The following is a 20534-nucleotide window of genomic DNA, read 5'->3' as shown; positions in this document are numbered from 1 at the left end:
TATTCGGATCTGCGACACAGAAAATGCCCCACGACGCGCGTATTCGCGTGTCGTGGGGCATTTTGCGTCGCGTGAAACCAGATGCGCGTCTCTCCGCGGCATTCAACTCCCTAACGCCCCAGAACCTCGCTCAGCCTGTCCAATGATTCCGGGTGGGCGGCAATCTCCAACTTGCCTTCGTCGGTCAACAGGGTCATTGCTTGGATCCCGTAGACCTGGATGAACTTATGGTCCTTGCCGCTGACTTTTCGGCGCCCTGGGAGCAGAGCCTGGACCGTGATCGTCGTCGCCCGTCCGGACGGTTCGAGTGTGTCGTAGACCGCGGGCTGGAAGTGGATGGAGCCAGGGCTGGGCGTCGCGATCCCTTGGTTCCAGATGCTGCTCAGTGAGCCAGCCCGGGAGTCCGGGTAGCGGATGTAGGCCATGATTTGGCCGTTTTCTTCGAGGCGGGCTTTGGTTTTACGGCTTCGACGCATTCCGAAGACTGCAAGAACCCAGTAGCCCACTGTCCACACGGAGGCCGTGATAGCGGAGTCCGCCAGGCCGTGCCGTCCAACCGCCATCCAAATAGCTGTGGCCACCACGAAGAAAACAACGTAGCCAAAGGCCATGGCGAGATAGGGGTGCTGCCGGCCCCATTCCTTCATGGGCCAATACTAGATAAGCGCGTCACCATGCGACAGGGCCTGGCTTGGTTCTTCGATTTCACGCATTCCCAAGTAGCAAATGGGTGGCATTTGCTAGCGTCGAGCACATGCCTTCTATTTACCCGCCCAAATTTCGTCGCGGTGACCTGGTGCGCGTGGTCGCGCCTGCGCTTAGCCGCGCTGTGGTCATGGAGCACGACAACACCAGCCACATCGAGAGGCGTTTCGCCGAGATGGGCCTCCGGCTTTCCTTCGGGGAGCATGTCGACGAAATGGACGGACTTCATTCGTCGTCGGTCCAGTCGCGTGTTGACGATCTTCATGCCGCCTTCTCGGATCCGGAAGTGGCGGGAATCCTGACAGTGATCGGCGGATTCAGCAGCAACGAATTGCTTCCGTATCTCGACTGGGAGCTCATCGCGGCCAACCCGAAGATAGTCTGCGGCTATTCGGATATCACGGCCCTTCAGAACGCCATCTACGCACGAACCGGACTCGTGACCTACTCCGGGCCGCACTGGTCCACGTTCGGCATGCGGGACCACTTCGAGGAGAGTCACACGTGGTTTGTGGAGGCGCTCTTTGGCGAGGCGCCGATTGACGTGCGTCCGGCCACCGCTTGGACCGACGACGCATGGTTCCGTGACCAAGACGCGCGAACGGTGATTCCAGGCGATGGCTGGTGGCCGTTGCAACGCGGTGATGCGAGCGGCCGGATTGTGGGTGGCAACCTTTGCACCCTGAATCTCCTGCAAGGAACGGTGAACATGCCGTCCTTGGAAGGCGCATTGCTCTTCCTTGAGGACGACTTCGAAAGCCATCCGGCCACATTTGCGCGGGACCTGGCTTCACTACTGCAAACGCCTGAGGCAAAGGGCATCCGGGGCCTGGTAATTGGCCGCTTTCAGCAGGCAAGCCGGATGACCCCGGATCTGCTGGCGCTGATTATCGCCAAGCAAGCTGCTTTGGCAGGTCTGCCGGTGCTCGCCAATGCAGATTTTGGCCACACTTCGCCAATCTTCACTTTCCCGATCGGCGGCGAGGCCGAGGTATCTGTCGGTGAATCAAGCACTTTGAGGATCACGCGCCACTGACGTAAGGGAAATTTATAGCCGGACTCACTCGCGGTAGATTTCGCGGCGATGACCGGCCTGAACGACGACGATGACGAGTCGGCCGTCGTCGATCCGGTACAGCACCCGATAATCTCCCGTTCGGACGCGCCACTCGACGCGCCCTGCCAGCTTCTTGGCGCCGGGCGGGCGCGGAGTCTCGGCCAGCAACTCGATGGCTGCTTGGACCCGGCGGCGGCCCTCGGGAGGGAGCTTGCGCAGTTGCCGAAGGGCCGCTGGCAGGACCGTGATGTTATAGCTCACGTCAAGCCCAGATCGCGCTTGACGTCCTCCCAAGGGATAGGGGTCTCACCGGTCTGTTTCATCTCTTCCCATGCCATGTCCACAGCCCGGATGTCTTCAAGTTCTTCCGCGGCTTCGCGAAGGCGCTCCAGCTCGGCGGAATCAATCACTGCCGCGACCCGAATTCCGCGACGAGTGAGGAATACCGGTTCGCGCTCACGATGTGCCGTGTCCACAATGGTTGCCAGATGATTCCGGGCTTCGGTGATGGCGATATCGGTCATGGAGTCGATAGTACGCCAAGTGCAGCAAAATGTACGTTGCGTACAGAACTGTCGATAACGTAGGTTCGGGCTATTTTGTCGGTGCCTCCTGAGATGCTTTGGGTATGGAAGCGATCGGACGCCCCGCTGCGCCCGGCGGCGGGTTCGTCGTGTTCCGTAAGGCGCGCGAGCCGCGGATGGTGACGGCGGCTGCTCAAGCGCCGGGTCAAATACCCGGGCCGCGCCGGCTCACTCTGCTGGATCCGCCCGAGGATCGCGACGGCGGTCGCGGCGGTCCGCAGCGGGTTCTGGAGGGCGCACTCGCGGCGTTGCGCTCGCTGGCACGGACGGCGGTGGACGACGTCGGGCCGATGGGGCGGAATGACTCCGCCGCGTTTGCTTCCGGTGTGGAGGAACTCTCCCGCACGCTGGACTATTTGCAGCTGGTCGCCGCGGGGCAGTTGGACCGGGTGCGGCAGGAGGAGCCGGCCGGCGGGACCGGCTGGACGGCCGGCTGGGGAGCCGAAGCGCGGTCGGCCGGCTCCAGCGATGGTCCCGGGAGCCCGGAAACTGAAGGCGGAGCAACCGGGGTCAGTGCCGACGTCGGGAACGGCGGTCTCGCCGCGAGGTCCACCGTCGCCGGGTTCCGGGAGTTCCGGAACACGGGCGAGCACCTGCGCTCGCTTTTGCGGATCAGCGCGGCCGAGGCCCGTCGCCGTCTGGCTCTGGCTGAGGATCTGCTGCCCGGCCGTTCACTTACAGGTCAAAGGATCCAGCCGCGATATGGGGAAGTGGCCGCGGCTTTGGCCTCCGGGAGCATCGCTTCCCGGCCTGCCACCACCATTACGATGGCCCTGGACCGGGTCCGGCCCCTGTGTAGCCCGGAGACAGCCGCGGACATGGAACACGCGTTGACCATGACAGCCGCCGAGAACGACGCCGACTTCCTGGCCAGGATCGCCCGCCGCTGGACCGACGCCGTTGACCAGGACGGTGCGGAGCCCAGCGAAGAAACCCTTCGCCACCTCCAGGGAGCCTTCCTACGGAAACCCAAACACGGGCTGCAGCATGTGGAAATCTTCGCCACCCAGGACCAGTACGAGCACCTGCTCACTGTCATGAACACCGCCACCAATCCGCGGACCCACGCGTCCCAGGAGCCGGGACTCCGGGACCATACGGTGGACGCCGGCGGCGAGGGCCGGCAGGCAAAGGATCTGACGGCTGGTTCCCTCGATGATGACTCGTCTCTGGACCGCCGCACGAGGGCGCAGAAACTGCTGGACGGGTTGATGGGTGCCTGCAAGATTGCCCTCACCACGGGCGCATTGCCTGCGGCCGGAGGCCAGCGCCCCCAGATCATGGCCACTATAGACCACGGGGATCTTCTGGCATCGCTCAAAGATGCGTGGCTGCCGCACCGGCAGCCGACGCTGATTGGGCAGGCACCGCCGCGGCATGGCATGGGGAGCTTTACGTTCACCGGCCCGGTCGCAGCGGCCACGTTGCGGAAGATCGCCTGCGACGCCGACATTATCCCCGTCGTCCTCGGCGGCGAAGGGCAGGTGCTGGACGTCGGAAGGTCCTCCAGGATCTTCCCGGCCCACATCCGTAAAGCGATCACGGCCCGGGACAAAGGTTGCGCGTTTCCCTCGTGCACGATGCCGGCCCCGTGGTGCGAAGCCCACCACATCACGTATTGGTCGAGGGGCGGATCGAGCAGTGTCGACAACGGTGTCTTGCTGTGCAGCCACCACCACCATCTGATCCACAAGGAAGAGTGGCACATCCAGGTCCAAGCAGGCGTGCCGTGGTTCATCCCGCCACCCCACATCGACCCACGGCAAAAACCACGTAAGAACCGCTACTTTCAGTCAGCGGCGGTCGCCTCTGCAGCGGAGCAGTAAAAAGAGGTCAGGACGCTCAGGACAAGCCGATAAGGTATGGCTTTATGTTCCAGCTACAGCTTGCCCCGCAGCTGCCAGTCGGATTTGAGGGCCGCAAATAGCTTGAGGATACTCAGCCAGCACCCGGTCGCTCAGATGCGAGCCAATTGCCCGTTTCCCTGCCGCGGACAGAAGGTACTGACAGACACGACGCGGCCCCGGCGCAAAACCGGGGCCGTTCTGGGAGGCCACTTGCTAGTTGCTCGCCTTTGCCGGAAACACCGGTGCTTCCACACGACCGTAGAGCATCGGCCGGGACATACCCAGTCCTCGAGCCTCTTGTGCCGCTGGCTCGTTTGACTCAATCAGGCGGGCCGCATTCTCGATCTGGCTATCCCTGAATCGAGGTTTGCGCTTTTCTATATCCTTGCCCGCGGCACGTCGTTTACTAACGATGTCGGTGATCCGCTCGGGCTTGATCGCCAGCCCAAGGGCTTGCAGCTGCCACACATCCTCGATCAGCTACGACGGAGCGGCTCTCGCCTTCGTCTTTCTGGCGAGTAGTGTCTCGCCAAGCAAGTACGATTCTGAAAAGACTTATTGGGGGAGAATCGCTAGTGACTGCAGTAGCAACATCGCAGGGACGAAAAGGCCTGCCGCCGACCACGAGGCAGGAGCGATATGGAATCGCTTATCTGGGCGGCGTATGCGCCGAGGCTGGTGTTGGACTAGGCGAAACTAGGCCCGGCGAAGATCACTACGGTATCGACGCCTATCTTCATATGTCCCGTGGCATGGTTTCTGTTCAGGTGAAATGCACCACAAAGCAATTCACCTCTCAACCACCCAAGCACATAACGTGGGGCATTACCGAGGAATGGTGGGATAAGTGGTGCCTCGACTCCGCACCTGTGTTCGTACTTCTGGTGCAAATCCCGAACGATGGGTCCAAGTGGATAGATCACTCGCAAACGGACCTGACACTCCACAACACCGCTGGCTATTGGGTTCAGATCGACAAAACGATGGCTCCCAAGCCAAAGTCTGTAATTCTTCCTCGTAGTCAGCGTTTTACCAAAGACACTCTAGGGGAGTGGGACTTGATCCACAGGAAAGGGTTGGGCCTGCCGTGACGAGCATTATTGAAGATTCACTCGACTTCGACGCGGAGGCAAACCTGAATGACTACCTTGAGTTCAAGGGCTGGGAACCTCTTTCCGAGGGCTCCTTTGGGAAACTGTGGGTCCAACCAGAAAGCGAATCGGAGATAGCAATCCCATTCGGGCTACGCCCGGGGACAGGCATGTGGGATGGGACCATGGGTATGCTTGCAGACCGGGAGGGGGCCAGCCCATCAGCTGTTGACCAAGCTGTTCGCAGGTTCTGGGCGGATGTCCACGACTTCCGCGTCACCAGTTCTGTCGTTCATGGTGACCATATCGCTGCCGAGGCTGGCTCTTCCTTATTTGCTGGCGCGTGGAAAATGCTGCGGTCCTCCGCGACTACTGCGCGAGGGCCGAAAATAGCCATCGCCGGCAACTACTCGCCGACCGGCGACCGATCTATTGATCGGGCTCTCTTTGCTCAAACCCGACCTGGATCGTATGTGCTCCCGCTGCTGCTTCCAATCCGACGGGTTCTGCCTAGTTTGTCTTGGGAAAGTGACATTCAAGCGTCACTACTACCCGGGGACTTTTTCGCGAAGAATGCAGAGGAGTCTGACGAACGCAGGGTGTCGCGAACCATGGCGCAGGCCATTTCTGCTGTCTACGACACGATCATCAAACCCGGCAAGGAGCCTACGCCAGGTGCTGTGAACGAAGCCGTGATGGCAGGGGCTAGCCGCGAAATGGTCAAAGCAATGCACGACGTCGTTAGCGAGCCAAGTGTGACCGGTATGGACGTGAGCTTCAGCTGGGCGCCTAGGGCCGGGCAGGTGCCCAAGAATCTGGTGCGCGTAGAGATACCGAAAGAGTCCGTTGAAGTGCTGAGCCGGGCCTTCAAGCTAATGGTGCCGTCGAAGACGCACATTCGAACAGCAATCAGTGGACCGATGTTGGCGCTTTATCACCCCAAGGGCGCGGACCGTGGCGAGGCGACGATTGAGGCAGCTTACCGTGGGCGAATCAGGAAGATCGTCGTTCAGCTTCGTGGTGTGTCTGTTTTGGATGACGCGCACAAATGGTTCAGGGCGCATGAGACCCTTCTGGTGACGGGCACGGTTCGCCCTACTTCGGACGGGCTCATCATCGACTCGCCAGAGGACGTTCATCCGATTGGACAGAGCATGCTCTTTGCCGAAGATTAGCGCAGGCGCGGCCTTCAATAGGTGTGGGAAACCGTTGGCGTGGGCATCGTGGCGGGACCAGAAGACCGGGGGATCCGCGACAAAAGGCAATAAGCGTCCCACCTCTTCGGAGGTGGGCGCTGCGAGTCGGCGAGCTATGGTCAGCCCTATTGGAAATGTGTTGCGTTTAAAGAGATGGCTCGGGCTGCCTAGTTGCTCGCCGTTTCAGTTCAACGCCTCCATCTGATTTGATGCAAGCGTGAACTCGCTGCTGAAGCCGCCCCTTGCTGTCGTCGTTATTGTCGTTGCATCACTGTTCAGCAGTGCTTGCGCTCCGGAGAAACCATCGGGTAGTTCGGCTTTGCCGACGGAATCAAGCCCTCCGTCCACCCCAGTGAACGCAGCTTCCCCCTCGAATGCGGCGAAGGCCGAGAGCGACATGAAGGCCGCGCTACGTCTCAAGAAAGCTGACGACATGTATCGGCAGCGGCTCATAGAAGGCCATGCGTACAAGGTGGCAGACAAGACGGACTATGTCGACGCGTGGTGGTCATACATGACGGTGGGTCTATCGGGGAGCTGCAAGCTCATCGACAGCGCACAGGTGGCTTACTCGGATGCCACGGACTTCTACGGGCATGGTGGGACGCCGGTTGCCTTAGACGACTGGGACACTCTTATGGACGCAAGAGGTGAGTTTGATATTCACACCTCGCTCTGGCATTCGACGGGCAACGACGCTGAGTATCAAGCGTCATTGATCGTGCTGGACCGGGCAGACCGCCTGGCAGACCAGATCGCGCCAGGCGCCGCGTACACCCCGGCGGCGCTACCGCCTCTCGTGTCGGGCCCCTAGCGCAACGGGCTCGTCGATAACCAAAGACGACCCGTAGAAGTCACGGCCGGGATGATCAATTTGTAGTGTGCTTCAGCAATGTCCGGCCTTCTGGAGGCATAGCCCCTACGCCGCAACCCCCTGGAAGTGCCGTTCGATAATCCCCTTGATGTCCCCATGGCACCCTCCACACCCCGTCCCCGCCCGGGTGGCTTTTGAAACCTCCGGCACGGAAGAGCAGCCATGCAGCACCGCTTCCTCGATGCTCGCACCGCTGACGCCGGCGCAGCGGCACACGGTCCGTTGCGGGTCATCATTCGAAGCAGATGAATCCAGTTGGTCCGGCCCATCCAAGCGAAGCAGGAGTGAACGGTCGGCGGGCAGCTCGGAGCCGCGTTCGAACAGCATGACGAGCTCCGCGGCGGTGCGTGGCATGCCTACCGTCACGAGCCCTTCGAGCGCGCCGCTCCGCGTGGTCATTTTGACGTAGCGTCCGTGCTCGGGATCGGCCCACTGGGCGACCTGGCGCCTGGCCATCCCCTCGGAGACACCAACGGACAACAGCTCGTCATCCCACGGTTCGGCGCTGTTGTCGCCGGCGACCGCCAGGTTGATTCCGCGCGCCTTCAACACGACGACGCCGGGCTTCTCCTGCGGGAGCGGCGCCAAGGTGTCGGCAGCGTCCTGGCCGCCCTCGGCAAGAAGGATCAGGTACTCGGCAAGCCACTCGGCTTGCCGCCAGCCCGGCCCCACCAGCCCGGAAGGACCCAGAGCGGTGCGGCATTCGGGGCACTCGGCGTCGGCGCAGCGGACTTCGGCGCAGTCGCCGATCGCGAACATGTGCGGCTCGTGATAGGTCCGCAGGTGGTGATCCACCAGGATGCCCGTGGCCGCAGGTAGCCCACAGCCTTCGGCCAGTTCGATCCGGGGGCGAACGCCACAGGAAAGGACAAGAAGGTCGCCTTCGATCCGGGACCCGTCGTCGAGCACGAGGGCGGAAAACATGCCGTGCGGGCCGTTGTGCTCCACCGCCGTGGAACGGGCGTTGCCCATCATGGTGATCCCGCTGTTGCGCAGGCTCGCCGCGAGAACGGCTCCGCCGCCGCGGTCGATATTGCGGCCCAACGGGAAGGAGCCGTTGTGCACCACCGTGGTGAGGGCGCCTTCTTCCGCCGCTGCCAAGGCCGTTTCGAGGCCAAGTACGCCGCCACCGAGGACGATCACGCGCTTGCCGGCAGTCACGGCGTCGCGCAATTGAGCGGCGTCGCGGAGGTCACGGAGGGCCGTCACCCCTAGAGGGAGCACCGGGTGCGAAGGATCAGGGTTGATACCCGTGAGGTTCGGAATAACGGGCCTCGAGCCCGTGGCGAACACCAAGCGGTCGTAACCGGGCGTGGTCCCGTCTGAAAGGACTAGCTGCTGGCGGGCGCGATCGATGCGTTTGACCGTGACGCCCAGCCGGACCTCGACGCCGTCGGCCGCCAAATCGCTAGCGTCCGCCATCGCGAGTGCCTCCGCGGTGGTCCGGCCCACGCCGAGTTCCGCCACCATGACGCGGTTGTACGCGGCCTCGGCTTCCTGCCCGACGACGAGCAACTCGACAAGGCCGCTGCGCACGGCCGGCAACAACTCGTCCACCAGCCGGGCTGCGACCGGCCCGAACCCCACCACCACAATTCGCTCGCTCACGATGCCTCCTTGACCTGCATTGACAAGCTGTCCTGCATTGACAAGCTGTCCTGCATTGGCAGTGCCGCCTTACGGACCCAGACGGTGCTGGTCTTGAACTCCGGCATGCCCGAAATGGGATCCGTGACCGCTTCCGTGAGCAGGTTGGCGCTGCCAAGCCCCGGAAAATGGAAGGGCAGGAAGACGGTGTCCGTCCGGATGCTGTTGCTGAGCTCTACCCGGCACACGACCTCTCCGCGTTCGTTGGAGACCCGGACGACGTCCCCGTCGGAGATTTTCCTGACGGCCGCCGTAGCGGGGTGGATCTGCAAGAGCGGCTCCGGCTGCGCCGCCGCAAGTTCGGCCACGCGGCGGGTCTGGGCGCCCGATTGGTAGTGTTCCAGCAGTCGCCCGGTGATCAGTGTGATTGGGTCGGGATCAGAGCCGACGACGGCGGAGGGCCGGGACCGCTTCTGCGGCGCCACCGGGACCATCACCGCGCGTCCGCCGGCGTGCGCGAAACCGTCGAGGAAGAGCCGCGGGGTTCCCGAACTGCCGGTGGGATAGGGCCAGTAGGCGGCTTCTCCCCGGTCCAGCATCGCGTAGTCGATTCCGGAGTAGTCGGCCAGGCCGCCTGCCGAGGCGAGCCGGAGTTCCTCGAAGACGGTCTCGGGATCATCGCTGAACGTCGACGGCGCATCGAGCGATTCGGCGAGCCGGGCCATGAGCCACAATTCGCTGCGGACGCCCGGGGGAGGGGTGAGCGCCTTTCGACGGCGGAGCACGCGGCCCTCGAGGTTGGTCAGGGTGCCTTCTTCCTCGGCCCATTGGGTGACCGGGAGGACAAGGTCGGCTTCCAGCGCCGTCTCGGACATGAAGAAATCGCAGACAACCAGGAAATCCAGGCTGCGCAGGCCCTCGATCACGGCACCGGCGTCGGGGGCTGACACCGCCACATTGGCGCCGTGCACGAAAAGGCAACGGACGCCGTCGGGCTGTCCCAAAGACTTCAACAGCTCCACGGCGGGAAGGCCGGGGCCTGGGATGAGTGATTCGTCCACGCCCCACACCTTGGCGACGTGGGCGCGGGCGGCGGGATCGGTGATCTTGCGGTAGCCGGGGAGCTGGTCGGCCTTTTGGCCGTGCTCGCGGCCGCCCTGGCCGTTTCCCTGGCCGGTCAGTGTGCCGTAGCCGCTGCGGGAGGATCCCGGCAGGCCGAGGAGGAGGCTGAGGTTGATCGCTGCCGTGGCGGTGTCCGTGCCGTCGACGTGCTGCTCGACGCCGCGGCCGGTCAGGATGTAGCTGCCGCCGCGTCGGGCGCCGTCGGCAAGTCGGCGGGCGGTGTCCCGGATGAGCGTGGCGGGTACGCCGGTGATCGACTGGACGCGCTCCGGCCAGAAAGCGGTGAGGCTGCGAACGATCGCCGGGTATCCGGTGGTGCGGTCCTGGAGGTATCCGGTATCGGCGAGGCCTTCGTGGACCACCACGTGCGAGATGCCCAAAAGCAGGGCGAGGTCCGTTCCGGGGGTCGGCTGCAAGTGGATGCCGCCGCTGTCGCCGGTGAATGCGGCGGTAGCGGAACGTCGGGGATCGGCCACGATCAACCCGCCGGAATCCCGCGCGCCCTGCAGGTGCTGGACGAACGGCGGCATGGTTTCGGCAACATTGGAGCCGAGGAGGAAGATGACGCTTGCCGAATCAAGGTCCTCGACGGGAAACGGGAGGCCGCGGTCCACGCCGAACGCGCGGTTTCCGGCCGCCGCGGCGGAGGACATGCAGAAGCGTCCGTTGTAGTCGATGCGCGATGTTCCGAGCGCCAGGCGGGCGAACTTGCCCAACTGGTAGGCCTTCTCATTGGTGAGTCCGCCCCCGCCGAACACGCCGACGGCGTCGGGCCCGTACTGCTCGCGGGTCTGCTTGACGGCTCCGGTGACCAGCATGAGTGCCTGGTCCCACGTGACCGGCCGGTGGACGCCGTCGGACCCCTTGAGCATGGGTTCCGTGACGCGTCCCCTGTGGTTCAACAACGACGGCGATGTCCACCCCTTGCGGCACAGCCCGCCCCGGTTGGTGGGAAAGTCGCGGCCGGACACTTCCAGCGGCGGGAGTGCCTTTGCCGCGGGAGCGGGGTCCGACCCCGGCTGCGCCGAGGGCGCCGCCGGGGTCAGGGTCATGGCGCACTGCAGCGCACAATACGGGCAGTGGGTGTTGGCGCCATTGGGCATATTAGATGTGTCCCATCGCGTTACGGTTGGCCTTCCGAAGGTAGCAGACCCAGCAGACGATGAGCATCAGCACGTAGGCGCAGACGAAGCCATAGAACGCGGGGGTGTAGGAGCCGGAAGCGCTGGATGCGTTGAGCACCTGGGGGATGACGAATCCACCGTAGGCGCCTATCGCCGAGATCAGGCCGAGGGAGGAAGCCGCGAGCCGGGCGGTTTCGGCGGGCTTGGCACCCGAGAGTGCTGCCCGGCTGGACGTGGCAAAGATGACCGGGATCATGCGGTAGGTGGCGCCGTTTCCAAAGCCGCTTGCCGTGAACAGGAACAGGAACAGGACCAGGAAGAGCCAGAAGTTCTTGAGGGGAAGTGTCCAGATCATGGTCAACGTGATGACCGCCATCGCCGCGAACGCCGTGACGGTCATGCGGGCTCCGCCCATGCGGTCGGCCATGCGTCCGCCGTAGGGACGGGCGAGGGAGCCCACCAGCGGGCCAAGGAAGGCGAGCGAGAGGACAACCGCGCCGAGGTGCATGGACGAAAAGGCCGGAAAGTAGTCCTTGATGAGCTTGGGGAAGACTCCGGAGAAGCCGATGAACGAGCCGAAGGTGCCGATGTACAGGAAAGCCATGACCCACAGGTGCGGTTCCTTGAGTGCGGCGATGGAGCCGGCGACGTCACCCTTGGCACTGGTGAGGTTGTTCATGTACTTCCAGGCGCCGAACGCGGCGACAAGAATGAGGGGAATCCAGATGAGGCCGGCCATGGGCAGGTTAACGGTCCCGGCGGCCAGGACCGTGACGGCGATCGGGACGACAAGCTGCGCGACGGCGGCACCGAGGTTTCCGCCCGCGGCGTTCAAGCCCAGCGCCCAGCCCTTTTCACGGGCTGGGTAGAAGAAGGTGATGTTTGCCATCGAGCTGGCGAAGTTGCCGCCGCCGAAGCCCGCGAGGCCGGCTACCAGCAGCATGACGCCGAACGGGGTGCCGGGGTTTGAGACACACAAGGCGAGGCCCGCCGTCGGGATCAGCAGCAGGAGCGCTGAGACGATGGTCCAGTTGCGGCCGCCGAACCTCGGAACCATGAAGGTGTAGGGGATGCGCAGCGTGGCGCCGACCAGGCTGGGGATCGAGATGAGCCAGAAGATCTGGTTGGTGTCGAACTTGAAACCTGCCGCCGGGAGCTGGACGACGACGATCGACCAGAGCTGCCAGACGACGAAGCCGAGGAACTCGGCGAAGATAGACCAGTACAGGTTGCGCTTGGCGATGGAACGGCCCGCGGCCTCCCACTGTTCCTTGTTCTCTGCATCCCAGTTGGCAATCCAGCGGCCAGGGCGGTGTTCGAGCTCGGGGACGAGGGCGGTGGGTGCCTGCTCGTTGGTGAGGATTTCAGTGCTTCGGTCAACTGTCACGGGGTGCCTCCTTTGTGGGGACGTTGTCCTTCCACGTTAGGGAGAGCGCGTTTCGCGGACCGTCGCGGTGTGTAAACGTGCTGTGACATTCACCTATCGGCGGGGGTCACCGGTGCGTGAGGCGATGGTGAGGTTGTGGTACGGACCACAGGATGAGACTTTTGGGAGGGTCCGCATAATGGACGGAATTGTCCATTTGTTGGATACCCGGAACTATTATTGAACTCTCAAATAATCTGCCGGCAGGCTCAGGAACGCCGGGCCGGCGTGAACGAAAGCAACCACTACATGTCTTCCATCGCTGCATCCAAGGAAAGCGAGTCAGTCAAGCCGGTCAACTCGCGGGGGCGGGTGATCTTCGCCAGTCTCATCGGCACGTCCATCGAGTTCTACGATTTCTACGTCTATGCCACGGCAGCCGTGCTCGTCTTCCCCAAACTCTTCTTCCCGACGGCGGACGAGACCACCCAGCTGTTGAGCTCCTTCGCGGTGTTCGGCGTTGCCTTCGTCGCCCGGCCCCTCGGATCGATCATTTTCGGCCACTTCGGTGACAAGTTCGGTCGCAAGGGAACCCTGGTTGCGTCCCTCCTGACCATGGGCATTGCCACGTTCCTGATCGGCTGCCTCCCCACGGCGCAGGTCCCGGGCTGGACCTTCCTGGCCCCCACGCTGCTGGTTGTCCTGCGTTTCGCCCAAGGTCTGGCCCTCGGCGGTGAATGGAGCGGCGCCGCGCTGCTCGCAACCGAGAACGCGCCGGCCAACAAGCGCGCCATCTATGGAACCTTCCCGCAAATGGGTGCGCCGATCGGCTTCATCCTGGCCAACATCATCTTCCTGATCTTCAGCTACACTTTGACCCCCGACGCCTTCGCCGCGTGGGGCTGGCGCGTGCCGTTCCTGCTCAGCGCCGTCATGGTGATCCTCGGCCTCTACGTGCGCCTCAAGCTCATTGAAACGCCTGCATTCACCAAAGTGCTGGAGTCGAACGAAGTGGCCAAATTGCCCATTGGACGCGTGTTCAAGACAAGCTGGCGCCCGCTCATCCTCGGTACCTTCATCATGTTGGCGACGTACGTGCTGTTCTACCTGATGACCACCTTCACGCTGACCTACGGCACCAAACCCACCTTGGCAGGCGCTCAAGCAGCTGCCGTCAAGGCCGGAAAACCCATGACCGACGCGGCTGCAGCGGCATTCGTTCCGGGCCTGGGCTTCAGCCGGAACGACTTCTTGTGGATGCTGATTGCCGGCGTCGTCTTCTTCGGCATTTTCACGCTGGTGGCCGGGCCGCTGGCCGAAAAGTTTGGCCGCCGCAAGATGCTCCTGGCCGTGACGGCGGGAATCCTGGTGTTCGGCTTGCTCTTCGTGCCGTTGTTCAGCGGAGGATTCGTCGGAACCATGGCATTGCTGATCCTCGGCTTCACGCTGATGGGCCTCACCTTCGGTCCCATGGGTGCACTGCTTCCGGAACTGTTCCCCACCAACGTCCGCTACACCGGTTCCGCCGTCAGCTACAACATGTCCAGCATCCTCGGCGCGGCAGTGGCTCCGTTCATCGCGGTCTGGCTCTGGGAATCGGCCAAAGGCAGCACCGTCTTGGTGGGCCTCTACCTCAGCGCCATGGCAGTCCTGACGCTCGTGGCCCTTTTCCTGTCCAAGGAAACCAAGGACACGGACTACGAGAACAACGTCGCCTGATCTTGTCTTAGCAGGCTCACGTTAAATGGCTCCGGCCCCGCACCAATGGTGCGGGGCCGGAGCACTTTAATTGGGCCTACGCTGCCCGGGTTCCCTGGCCGAGCGAAGCGAGGCTAGGGAGGCAGTGGGTGGGCCTACGCTGCCCGGGTTCCCTGGCCGAGCGAAGCGAGGCTAGGGAGGCAGTGGGGACTAGTCTTCGATCGTCGCGATGACAGCGCCTGCGGAGACGGTTTCGCCTGCCTTGGCCACCAGGCCGTGAATGGTGCCGGCCTTGTGTGCGGTGAGGGGCTGTTCCATCTTCATGGCTTCGAGGACCACGATCAGATCGCCCTCTGCAACCACGTCTCCGGCGGCCACTGCCACCTTGACGATGGTTCCCTGCATCGGCGAAGTGAGGGCGTTTCCGCCCGCAACAGCAGCCGTGGCGCCGGCCGAGCGGGAACGCTTCTTGACCTTCGCGCCCTTGGCGCCCGCGCTGGACGCCGCGGAAACCGTGCCGAGGGTCGCAGGGAGGACAACTTCCAGCCGTTTGCCGCCAACCTCGACGACGACGCGCTGCCGCTCACCGGCGTCGGCGGCTTCTGTGCCGGTTCCGGTGGGCGCCCACGCGGGGATGTTGTTGACGAACTCGGTCTCGATCCAGCGCGTGTGCACCTTGAACGGGCCTTCGGGCGGAGCGAACGCAGGATCGGTGACCACTGCGAGGTCGAAAGGAATGACGGTGGGGATGCCTTCGACCACCATTTCCTCGAGGGCGCGGCGGGAACGCTGGAGGGCCTGTTCGCGGCTGGCGCCAGTGACGATCAGCTTCGACAGCATGGAATCGAAGTTCCCGCTGATGACGTCGCCCTGCTCGACGCCGGAGTCAATGCGGACGCCGGGACCCGTTGGGTTCTTCAGGGTGCTGATGGTTCCCGGGGCGGGCATGAAGTTGCGTCCCGGGTCTTCGCCGGTGATCCGGAATTCGAAGGAGTGTCCGCAGACCTCGGGATCGCCATAGCCGAGCTTCTCGCCTCGGGCGATGCGGAACTGCTCGCGGACCAGGTCGATGCCCGTGACTTCCTCCGAAACGCAGTGCTCCACCTGAAGACGGGTGTTGACCTCGAGGAAGGAGATGATGCCGTCCTGGCCCACCAGGAATTCACACGTTCCCGCGCCCAGGTAGCCGGCCTCTTTGAGGATGGCCTTGGAAGACTCGTACAGTCGCTCGTTCTGCTCAGGGCTCAGGAACGGTGCGGGGGCTTCTTCCACGAGTTTCTGGTTGCGGCGCTGGAGGGAGCAGTCGCGCGTGGAGACCACTACGACGTTTCCGTAGGCGTCGGCCAGGCACTGGGTCTCGACGTGGCGCGGGGAATCTAGGAAGCGCTCGATGAAGCACTCGCCGCGGCCGAAGGCGGCAATGGCCTCGCGTACTGCGGACTCGAAAAGCTCGGGGATTTCCTCGATGGTGCGGGCCACCTTGATGCCGCGTCCGCCGCCGCCGTAGGCGGCCTTGATGGCTACGGGCAAGCCGAATTCCTGGGCGAAGGCCAGGATCTCGTCGGCGGATTCGACGGGGTCGGCCGTGCCGGGAACCAGGGGAGCGCCGACCTTTTCGGCGATGTGGCGGGCCTGCACCTTGTCGCCCAACGCCGAGATGGCGTCCGGGGACGGGCCGATCCAGGTGATGCCGGCGTCGATGACCTTGGCAGCGAACTCGGCGTTCTCGGCGAGGAAGCCATAGCCGGGGTGGATCGCGTCCGCACCCGACTGCTTGGCGACCTCGATCAACTTGTCCATCACCAAATACGACTCAGCGGCGGTGTTGCCGCCCAGCGCGTACGCCTCATCTGCCAACCGGACGTGCAGGGCGTCGCGGTCCGGGTCTGCGTAGACGGCCACTGAGGCGATGCCTTCGTCGCGGGCTGCGCGGATAATGCGGACCGCGATTTCGCCTCGGTTGGCGATCAAGACCTTGGTGAGAGGGCTGGAAATGGGCTGCGCCGGATTAGCTGACAAGTTGACTCCTTCTGTCCTTCAGGGAGCCTAGCGTGATTTTGAGGGTTCCGCCCATTTTGATGGGGGATTCCGTGTGTGAGACGGCCTGTCTTTGTAGGGTTGCTACAAAGGCCGGAATCAGGCCACCGGTCCGGCCGTTTGGACGGCCGCTATTCGCTGGGTACGCCGGAGCCGTTGTGGGTCCAGAGTTCGGTGATTCCGACGTTCGCTTGCCCGAGCAGATCGCGGAGGGTCGAGATGGAGAGCCCGACGACGGCATGCGGGTCGCCGTCGACCTTGCGGATGAAGGCGCCACCCAAGCCGTCGATCGTGAACGAACCCGCGCAGTGCAGGGGCTCGCCGGTTGCGATGTAGGCGTCGATGTCGTCCTCGCTCATCTCCGCGAAGTGGACTTCTGCGCTGGACACGGCACCCACCGTGGCCCCGGTGCCGTCGGCCGTCTCGCCGTCGTTCACGTCTGCTGCGGTGTCGCGGCAGTCCACCAGCCAGTGCCCGGTGTGGAGGACGCCCTTGGAGCCGCTCATGCGCAGCATCCGTTCCTTGGCCACGTCCGCCGTGTAGGGCTTGCCGTGCGACTCGCCGTCGAACTCGAACACGGAATCGCAACCGATCACCAAGGCACCCTCGGCGTCGGGCAGGGTAGCGACGGCCTCGGCCTTGGCGCGGGCCAGGAGGAGGGCGGTGTCGTGCGCGTCGGTTACCCCATACCTGGCTTGCACCGCGTCCTCGTCCACGTCCGAGACGAGCACCTCGTGGTGGATGCCGGCGTCCGTGAGGAGCTTGGTGCGGGCAGGGGACTGGGAAGCGAGGATCAATCGGGTCACGGCTCAAGCGTAGTACGCGGGGCCTTCCTCCGACGCCCGCTCACATATACCGGGGTTTCCTCGAACGCCCGCTCACATATACCGGGGTTTGGGCCGACGCTCGCTCACCCGGGTGAGCGAGCGTTTGGGAAAAGGGCGTTAAAGGTGAGCGGGCGTCGGTTCCGGACACAGAACCGACGCCCGTTGACAGGCAACCAGGCGCTTAGTGCACCAGCTCCTTGGCCTCGCCTGCCGGCGTCGTGCGCTGGAGGTTGGCGCCCTCGACGTCGACATCGGGCAGGATCCGGGACAGCCAGCGCGGCAGCCACCAGGCCTTCTCGCCCAACAGGTACATCACGGCCGGAACAATGGTCATCCGAACCACGAACGCATCAACGAGCACGCCGAACGCCATCGCGAAACCGAGCGGCCGGACCATGGTCAGGTGGCTGAAGATGAACCCGGAAAACACGCTGACCATGATGATGGCGGCGGCCGTGACCACAGCGGCGGCATGGCTGAAGCCGGTACGGACCGCTTGCTTCGCGCTCTCGCCGTGCATGAACGATTCGCGCATGCCGGAGGTGATGAACACCTGGTAGTCCATGGCCAGGCCGAACAGCACACCAATCAGGATGATCGGCAGGAAGCTCAGCACGGCTCCGGGGTTGGGAACGTCGAACACGGTGCCCAACCAGCCCCACTGGTACACGGCCACGACGGCGCCGAACGCTGCGGCGAGCGAGAGCAGGAAGCCGCCGGTGGCGAGCAGCGGAACCACGATCGAGCGGAACACCAGGAGAAGGAGGACCAGCGAGAGCCCGACGACGATCGCCAGGTATGGCGGCAACGCGGCACCGAGCTTCGCGGAGACGTCGATGTTGCCGGCCGTCTGCCCCGTCAGCCCGATGGTGGCGCCTGTGGCCTGCTGGATTTCGGCACCCTTCGCGCGCAGTTCCGAGACAACCTGGACGGTGCTGGCGCTCGCGGGTCCGTCCTTGGGGATGACCTGGAAAACGGCGGTGCGATGGTCGGGGCTGAGGGCTACCGGAACGGCTGCCACGACGTTGTCGACGCTGCGCAGCTTGTCCGCGACGTCGAATTGCTTGGTCTTGGCCTGGTCGTCGCTGAGGCCGTCCGGGAACGAGCCGACAACAACGATGGGGCCCGTCATGCCTTCGCCGAAGCTGGTCCGCGTGAGGTCATAGGCCTTGAACGCTTGCGAGTCGACCGGTTCCGAACCGCCGTCGGGCAACGCGAGGCGCAGTTGGGAGGCCGGGAGGGCCAGCACCCCGAGCAGCACGACGCCGGCAAGCAGCGAGACCACGGGGTGCCGGGTCACCAGGCCGCCCCACCCACGGCTGCTGCGGCGCTGGTCCTCGGCGCGGTCCGCAGCGGCGTGCTCCGGCTCCGCGTTGTGGCGCTCTGCCTTGGCCCACGCCCGCTTGGAGATCAGTTTGCGGCCCACCAGTGAGAGGACCGCCGGCGTCAGGGTGAGGGAGACGACGACGGCGACTGCCACCGTCGCGGCGGCCGACACGCCCATGACGGCCAGGAACGGGAGCCCCGGAACCACGAGCGCCGCAAGCGCGATGACGACAGTGAGGCCCGCGAAAAGGACGGCGTTGCCCGAGGTGCCCGTGGCGAGCGCCACTGATTCCTCCGCGTCCATCCCCGAAAGCAATTGTCCGCGGTGGCGGTTGACGATGAAGAGCGAGTAATCGATCCCGACGGCGAGGCCCAGCATGAGCGCGAGCATCGGGGAAATGGAACTCATGTCGATGACGCCGGTGAGCGCAAACGTTCCGCCGACACCCACCGCTACGCCAATGATTGCCATCAGGAGGGGCAAACCGGCGGCGACGAGCGTTCCCAGCATCACAATGAGGGCGATCGCAGCCACCGCGATGCCGATGATTTCGGAGACGCCGAACAACTGCGAGACGTCCTCGGTGATTTCCTTGCTGGCCAGGGCCGTGACACCGGCCGACGAGACTCCGTGGACGATGTCCTGGACCTGCTGCCGGACGGCCGGGGTCAGGCCATTGATAGAGGTCTTGAACTGGACCTGGGCGATCGCAGCTTTACCGTCTGTGGAGACGAAACGCATACCTTGGGAAGCTGTCACCTGGCGTTTGGCCAAGGCAAGCGCGGCGGCGCCGTCGGTGGCTTGCTTCTGTCCGGCGTCGAGCTTCTGGCGCCCGGCCAGGAGCTCGGCCTTTTGCGGGGCAAGTTGGGCCTCGATCTGGGCCGCCGGCATGCCGGCAGCGGTCATTTGCTGCTCGGCCGCCTTGAGTTGGGCATCGCCCGCATCGAGGGCGGCGCGGGACTTGTCCAGCTCAGCCTGCCCGGCGGCCGCCTTCTGTTCCCCGGCGGCAAGGTCGGACGGTGCCTTGTCCAAGGTGGCTTGGGTCGTGAAGGGGTTGACCGTGGACTGCACATCGGGCAGCTTTTCCAGCTGGGCGAGGGCCGACGCGATGGCGTCCTTGCCGGCTTGGTTGAATCCGGCGGCGCCTGCTTCGAAGACGATACCCGCGGAACCACCCGAAGAGGCCGGAAGGTCCTTCTTGAGCTTGTCCAGCATCTGCTGGGTCTCGGTGCCGGGGATCTGGAAGTTGTTGGACATGGTGCCGTGGAAGGCAGCCGCGGAGCCGCCGACGGCCACGAGCACGGCCAGCCAGAGGGAGACCACCAGCCAGCGGTGACGGTAGGAGAACTTGCCAAGACGGTAGAGCAGGAGTGCCATATCGGAACCGATCTGTCGGTGTGTGGTTATGCCGAGTGGTGGGGGGTGGCTTCGGGCTGAGTGCCGTGAGATGCCGGGCCTTGAGGGGCGGGTGCCGTGAAGCCTGAGCCGAGAAGACCGATCGCGTCGATCAAGTGCTGCCGCAAGCTCGCGAGGGATTCGGGGGAAAGATCCGGGCCGTGTTGTTCGAACCAGACGCTCATGGCTGCCTTGCCGCAGGAAATGATGGACCCGGCCAGGGCTCGCAAATAGAGCTCGTCGACATCCGGACCGAGGCGGAGGCGGGCGGCGTCGATGATTTGCGTGGTGCAGTGGTCCCAGGCTTCGAGTTCGGAGCGCACCAGGGCACGGTTGTCATGGGTCAGGCTGAAGAGCTCGGCCATGGGGGAGACCGTCATCGGGTCGGCCAGCGCCATGAGGGCTGCCCGGGCCGAATCGAGGATGGGTTCATCCGCTGGGCGCAGCCGGAATTGTTCCAGGGCATGGTCCAGGAAGCCTTCGGTCACGGAGGCCAAGGCGGCTTCGAGGCTGGGGAAGTAGTTGAAGAAGGTACGACGGGATACGCCGGCCGCTTCCGCGATGTCTTCCACCGTGAAATTGCCGACGCCCCTGCTGCGCAACATGGCGAGGGCCGCGTCCGCGATCGCCTGGCGGTTGGCCAGTTTGTTCTGTTCCCGGCGCGAGGGCAGGGCGGTGGTGTCGGGGATTGTCACGT

Annotated in this window: 17 protein-coding genes; 6 read left to right on the top strand and 11 right to left on the bottom strand. The window is 64.1% G+C overall.

The genetic code is table 11. The features are described 5' to 3' along the window. Positions 1 to 110 precede the first annotated feature (110 nt). Entirely contained in the window at positions 111 to 647 is a 537-nt protein-coding gene (locus ACSBOX_RS14870) for a hypothetical protein (protein WP_442543139.1), read from the bottom strand. Between the two features lie 107 nt (positions 648 to 754). Here ACSBOX_RS14870 and ACSBOX_RS14865 point away from each other — a divergent pair, with 107 nt between their 5' ends. Then, positions 755 to 1741 (top strand): S66 family peptidase, encoded by a 987-nt coding sequence (locus ACSBOX_RS14865; protein WP_442543138.1) that lies wholly within the window; start codon positions 755 to 757, stop codon positions 1739 to 1741. A gap of 24 nt (positions 1742 to 1765) precedes the next feature. Here the strand turns inward: ACSBOX_RS14865 and ACSBOX_RS14860 are convergent, their stop codons facing one another. After that, positions 1766 to 2023 (bottom strand): type II toxin-antitoxin system RelE family toxin, encoded by a 258-nt coding sequence (locus tag ACSBOX_RS14860; RefSeq protein WP_442543137.1) that lies wholly within the window; start codon positions 2021 to 2023, stop codon positions 1766 to 1768. Further along, positions 2020 to 2286, bottom strand: coding sequence for a type II toxin-antitoxin system Phd/YefM family antitoxin (locus ACSBOX_RS14855; protein WP_442543136.1), 267 nt, complete (start codon positions 2284 to 2286; stop codon positions 2020 to 2022). Before ACSBOX_RS14855 ends, ACSBOX_RS14860 begins: the two co-directional genes overlap by 4 nt. A 104-nt stretch (positions 2287 to 2390) precedes the next feature. Between ACSBOX_RS14855 and ACSBOX_RS14850 the strand changes: the two genes are divergently transcribed. Further along, positions 2391 to 4172 (top strand): DUF222 domain-containing protein, encoded by a 1782-nt coding sequence (locus tag ACSBOX_RS14850; RefSeq protein WP_442543135.1) that lies wholly within the window; start codon positions 2391 to 2393, stop codon positions 4170 to 4172. A 234-nt stretch (positions 4173 to 4406) separates the two neighbouring features. Here the strand turns inward: ACSBOX_RS14850 and ACSBOX_RS14845 are convergent, their stop codons facing one another. Continuing rightward, a complete protein-coding gene (locus tag ACSBOX_RS14845; RefSeq protein ID WP_442543134.1) occupies positions 4407 to 4661 on the bottom strand; it encodes a hypothetical protein in 255 nt (84 codons plus the stop codon). A 107-nt stretch (positions 4662 to 4768) separates the two neighbouring features. Here ACSBOX_RS14845 and ACSBOX_RS14840 point away from each other — a divergent pair, with 107 nt between their 5' ends. The 3 genes from ACSBOX_RS14840 (at position 4769) to ACSBOX_RS14830 (ending at position 7294) form a co-directional block, all read left to right on the top strand. After that, positions 4769 to 5284: a DUF4365 domain-containing protein gene (locus tag ACSBOX_RS14840; RefSeq protein WP_442543133.1), complete on the top strand. Its 516-nt coding sequence runs from the start codon at positions 4769 to 4771 to the stop codon at positions 5282 to 5284. Beyond that, a complete protein-coding gene (locus ACSBOX_RS14835; RefSeq protein ID WP_442543132.1) occupies positions 5281 to 6459 on the top strand; it encodes a hypothetical protein in 1179 nt (392 codons plus the stop codon). Before ACSBOX_RS14840 ends, ACSBOX_RS14835 begins: the two co-directional genes overlap by 4 nt. 238 nt (positions 6460 to 6697) lie before the next feature. Continuing rightward, positions 6698 to 7294 carry a hypothetical protein gene (locus tag ACSBOX_RS14830; RefSeq protein WP_442543131.1) on the top strand — a complete coding sequence of 199 codons (597 nt, stop codon included), beginning with the start codon at positions 6698 to 6700 and terminating at the stop codon, positions 7292 to 7294. A 105-nt stretch (positions 7295 to 7399) separates the two neighbouring features. Here the strand turns inward: ACSBOX_RS14830 and ACSBOX_RS14825 are convergent, their stop codons facing one another. Genes ACSBOX_RS14825 through ACSBOX_RS14815 form a run of 3 tightly spaced genes read right to left on the bottom strand, consistent with a single transcriptional unit; the run spans position 7400 to position 12574 of the window. Next, positions 7400 to 8962, bottom strand: a complete 1563-nt coding sequence (locus ACSBOX_RS14825; protein ID WP_442543130.1) for an FAD-dependent oxidoreductase — start codon at positions 8960 to 8962, stop codon at positions 7400 to 7402. Beyond that, positions 8959 to 11166, bottom strand: a complete 2208-nt coding sequence (locus ACSBOX_RS14820; protein WP_442543129.1) for a molybdopterin oxidoreductase family protein — start codon at positions 11164 to 11166, stop codon at positions 8959 to 8961. The genes ACSBOX_RS14825 and ACSBOX_RS14820 overlap by 4 nt, the downstream gene beginning before the upstream one ends. Position 11167: 1 nt before the next feature. After that, positions 11168 to 12574, bottom strand: a complete 1407-nt coding sequence (locus ACSBOX_RS14815; RefSeq protein ID WP_442543128.1) for an MFS transporter — start codon at positions 12572 to 12574, stop codon at positions 11168 to 11170. Positions 12575 to 12862: 288 nt separating this feature from the next. Between ACSBOX_RS14815 and ACSBOX_RS14810 the strand changes: the two genes are divergently transcribed. Next, positions 12863 to 14272 (top strand): MFS transporter, encoded by a 1410-nt coding sequence (locus ACSBOX_RS14810; RefSeq protein ID WP_442543127.1) that lies wholly within the window; start codon positions 12863 to 12865, stop codon positions 14270 to 14272. Between the two features lie 189 nt (positions 14273 to 14461). Here the strand turns inward: ACSBOX_RS14810 and ACSBOX_RS14805 are convergent, their stop codons facing one another. The 4 genes from ACSBOX_RS14805 to ACSBOX_RS14790 form a co-directional block, all read right to left on the bottom strand. Beyond that, positions 14462 to 16270: an acetyl/propionyl/methylcrotonyl-CoA carboxylase subunit alpha gene (locus ACSBOX_RS14805; RefSeq protein ID WP_442543126.1), complete on the bottom strand. Its 1809-nt coding sequence runs from the start codon at positions 16268 to 16270 to the stop codon at positions 14462 to 14464. 149 nt (positions 16271 to 16419) lie between these two features. After that, entirely contained in the window at positions 16420 to 17094 is a 675-nt protein-coding gene (locus tag ACSBOX_RS14800) for a Maf family protein (protein WP_442543125.1), read from the bottom strand. 202 nt (positions 17095 to 17296) lie between these two features. Beyond that, a complete protein-coding gene (locus ACSBOX_RS14795) occupies positions 17297 to 19819 on the bottom strand; it encodes an MMPL family transporter (protein WP_442543124.1) in 2523 nt (840 codons plus the stop codon). A gap of 26 nt (positions 19820 to 19845) precedes the next feature. Beyond that, positions 19846 to 20532 (bottom strand): TetR/AcrR family transcriptional regulator, encoded by a 687-nt coding sequence (locus ACSBOX_RS14790; protein ID WP_442543123.1) that lies wholly within the window; start codon positions 20530 to 20532, stop codon positions 19846 to 19848. Between the last annotated feature and the right edge of the window lie 2 nt (positions 20533 to 20534).

Source organism: Arthrobacter sp. KN11-1C (assembly GCF_052180225.1).
Lineage (GTDB): Bacteria > Actinomycetota > Actinomycetes > Actinomycetales > Micrococcaceae > Arthrobacter.
This window is presented reverse-complemented; position numbering and strand designations above follow the sequence as displayed.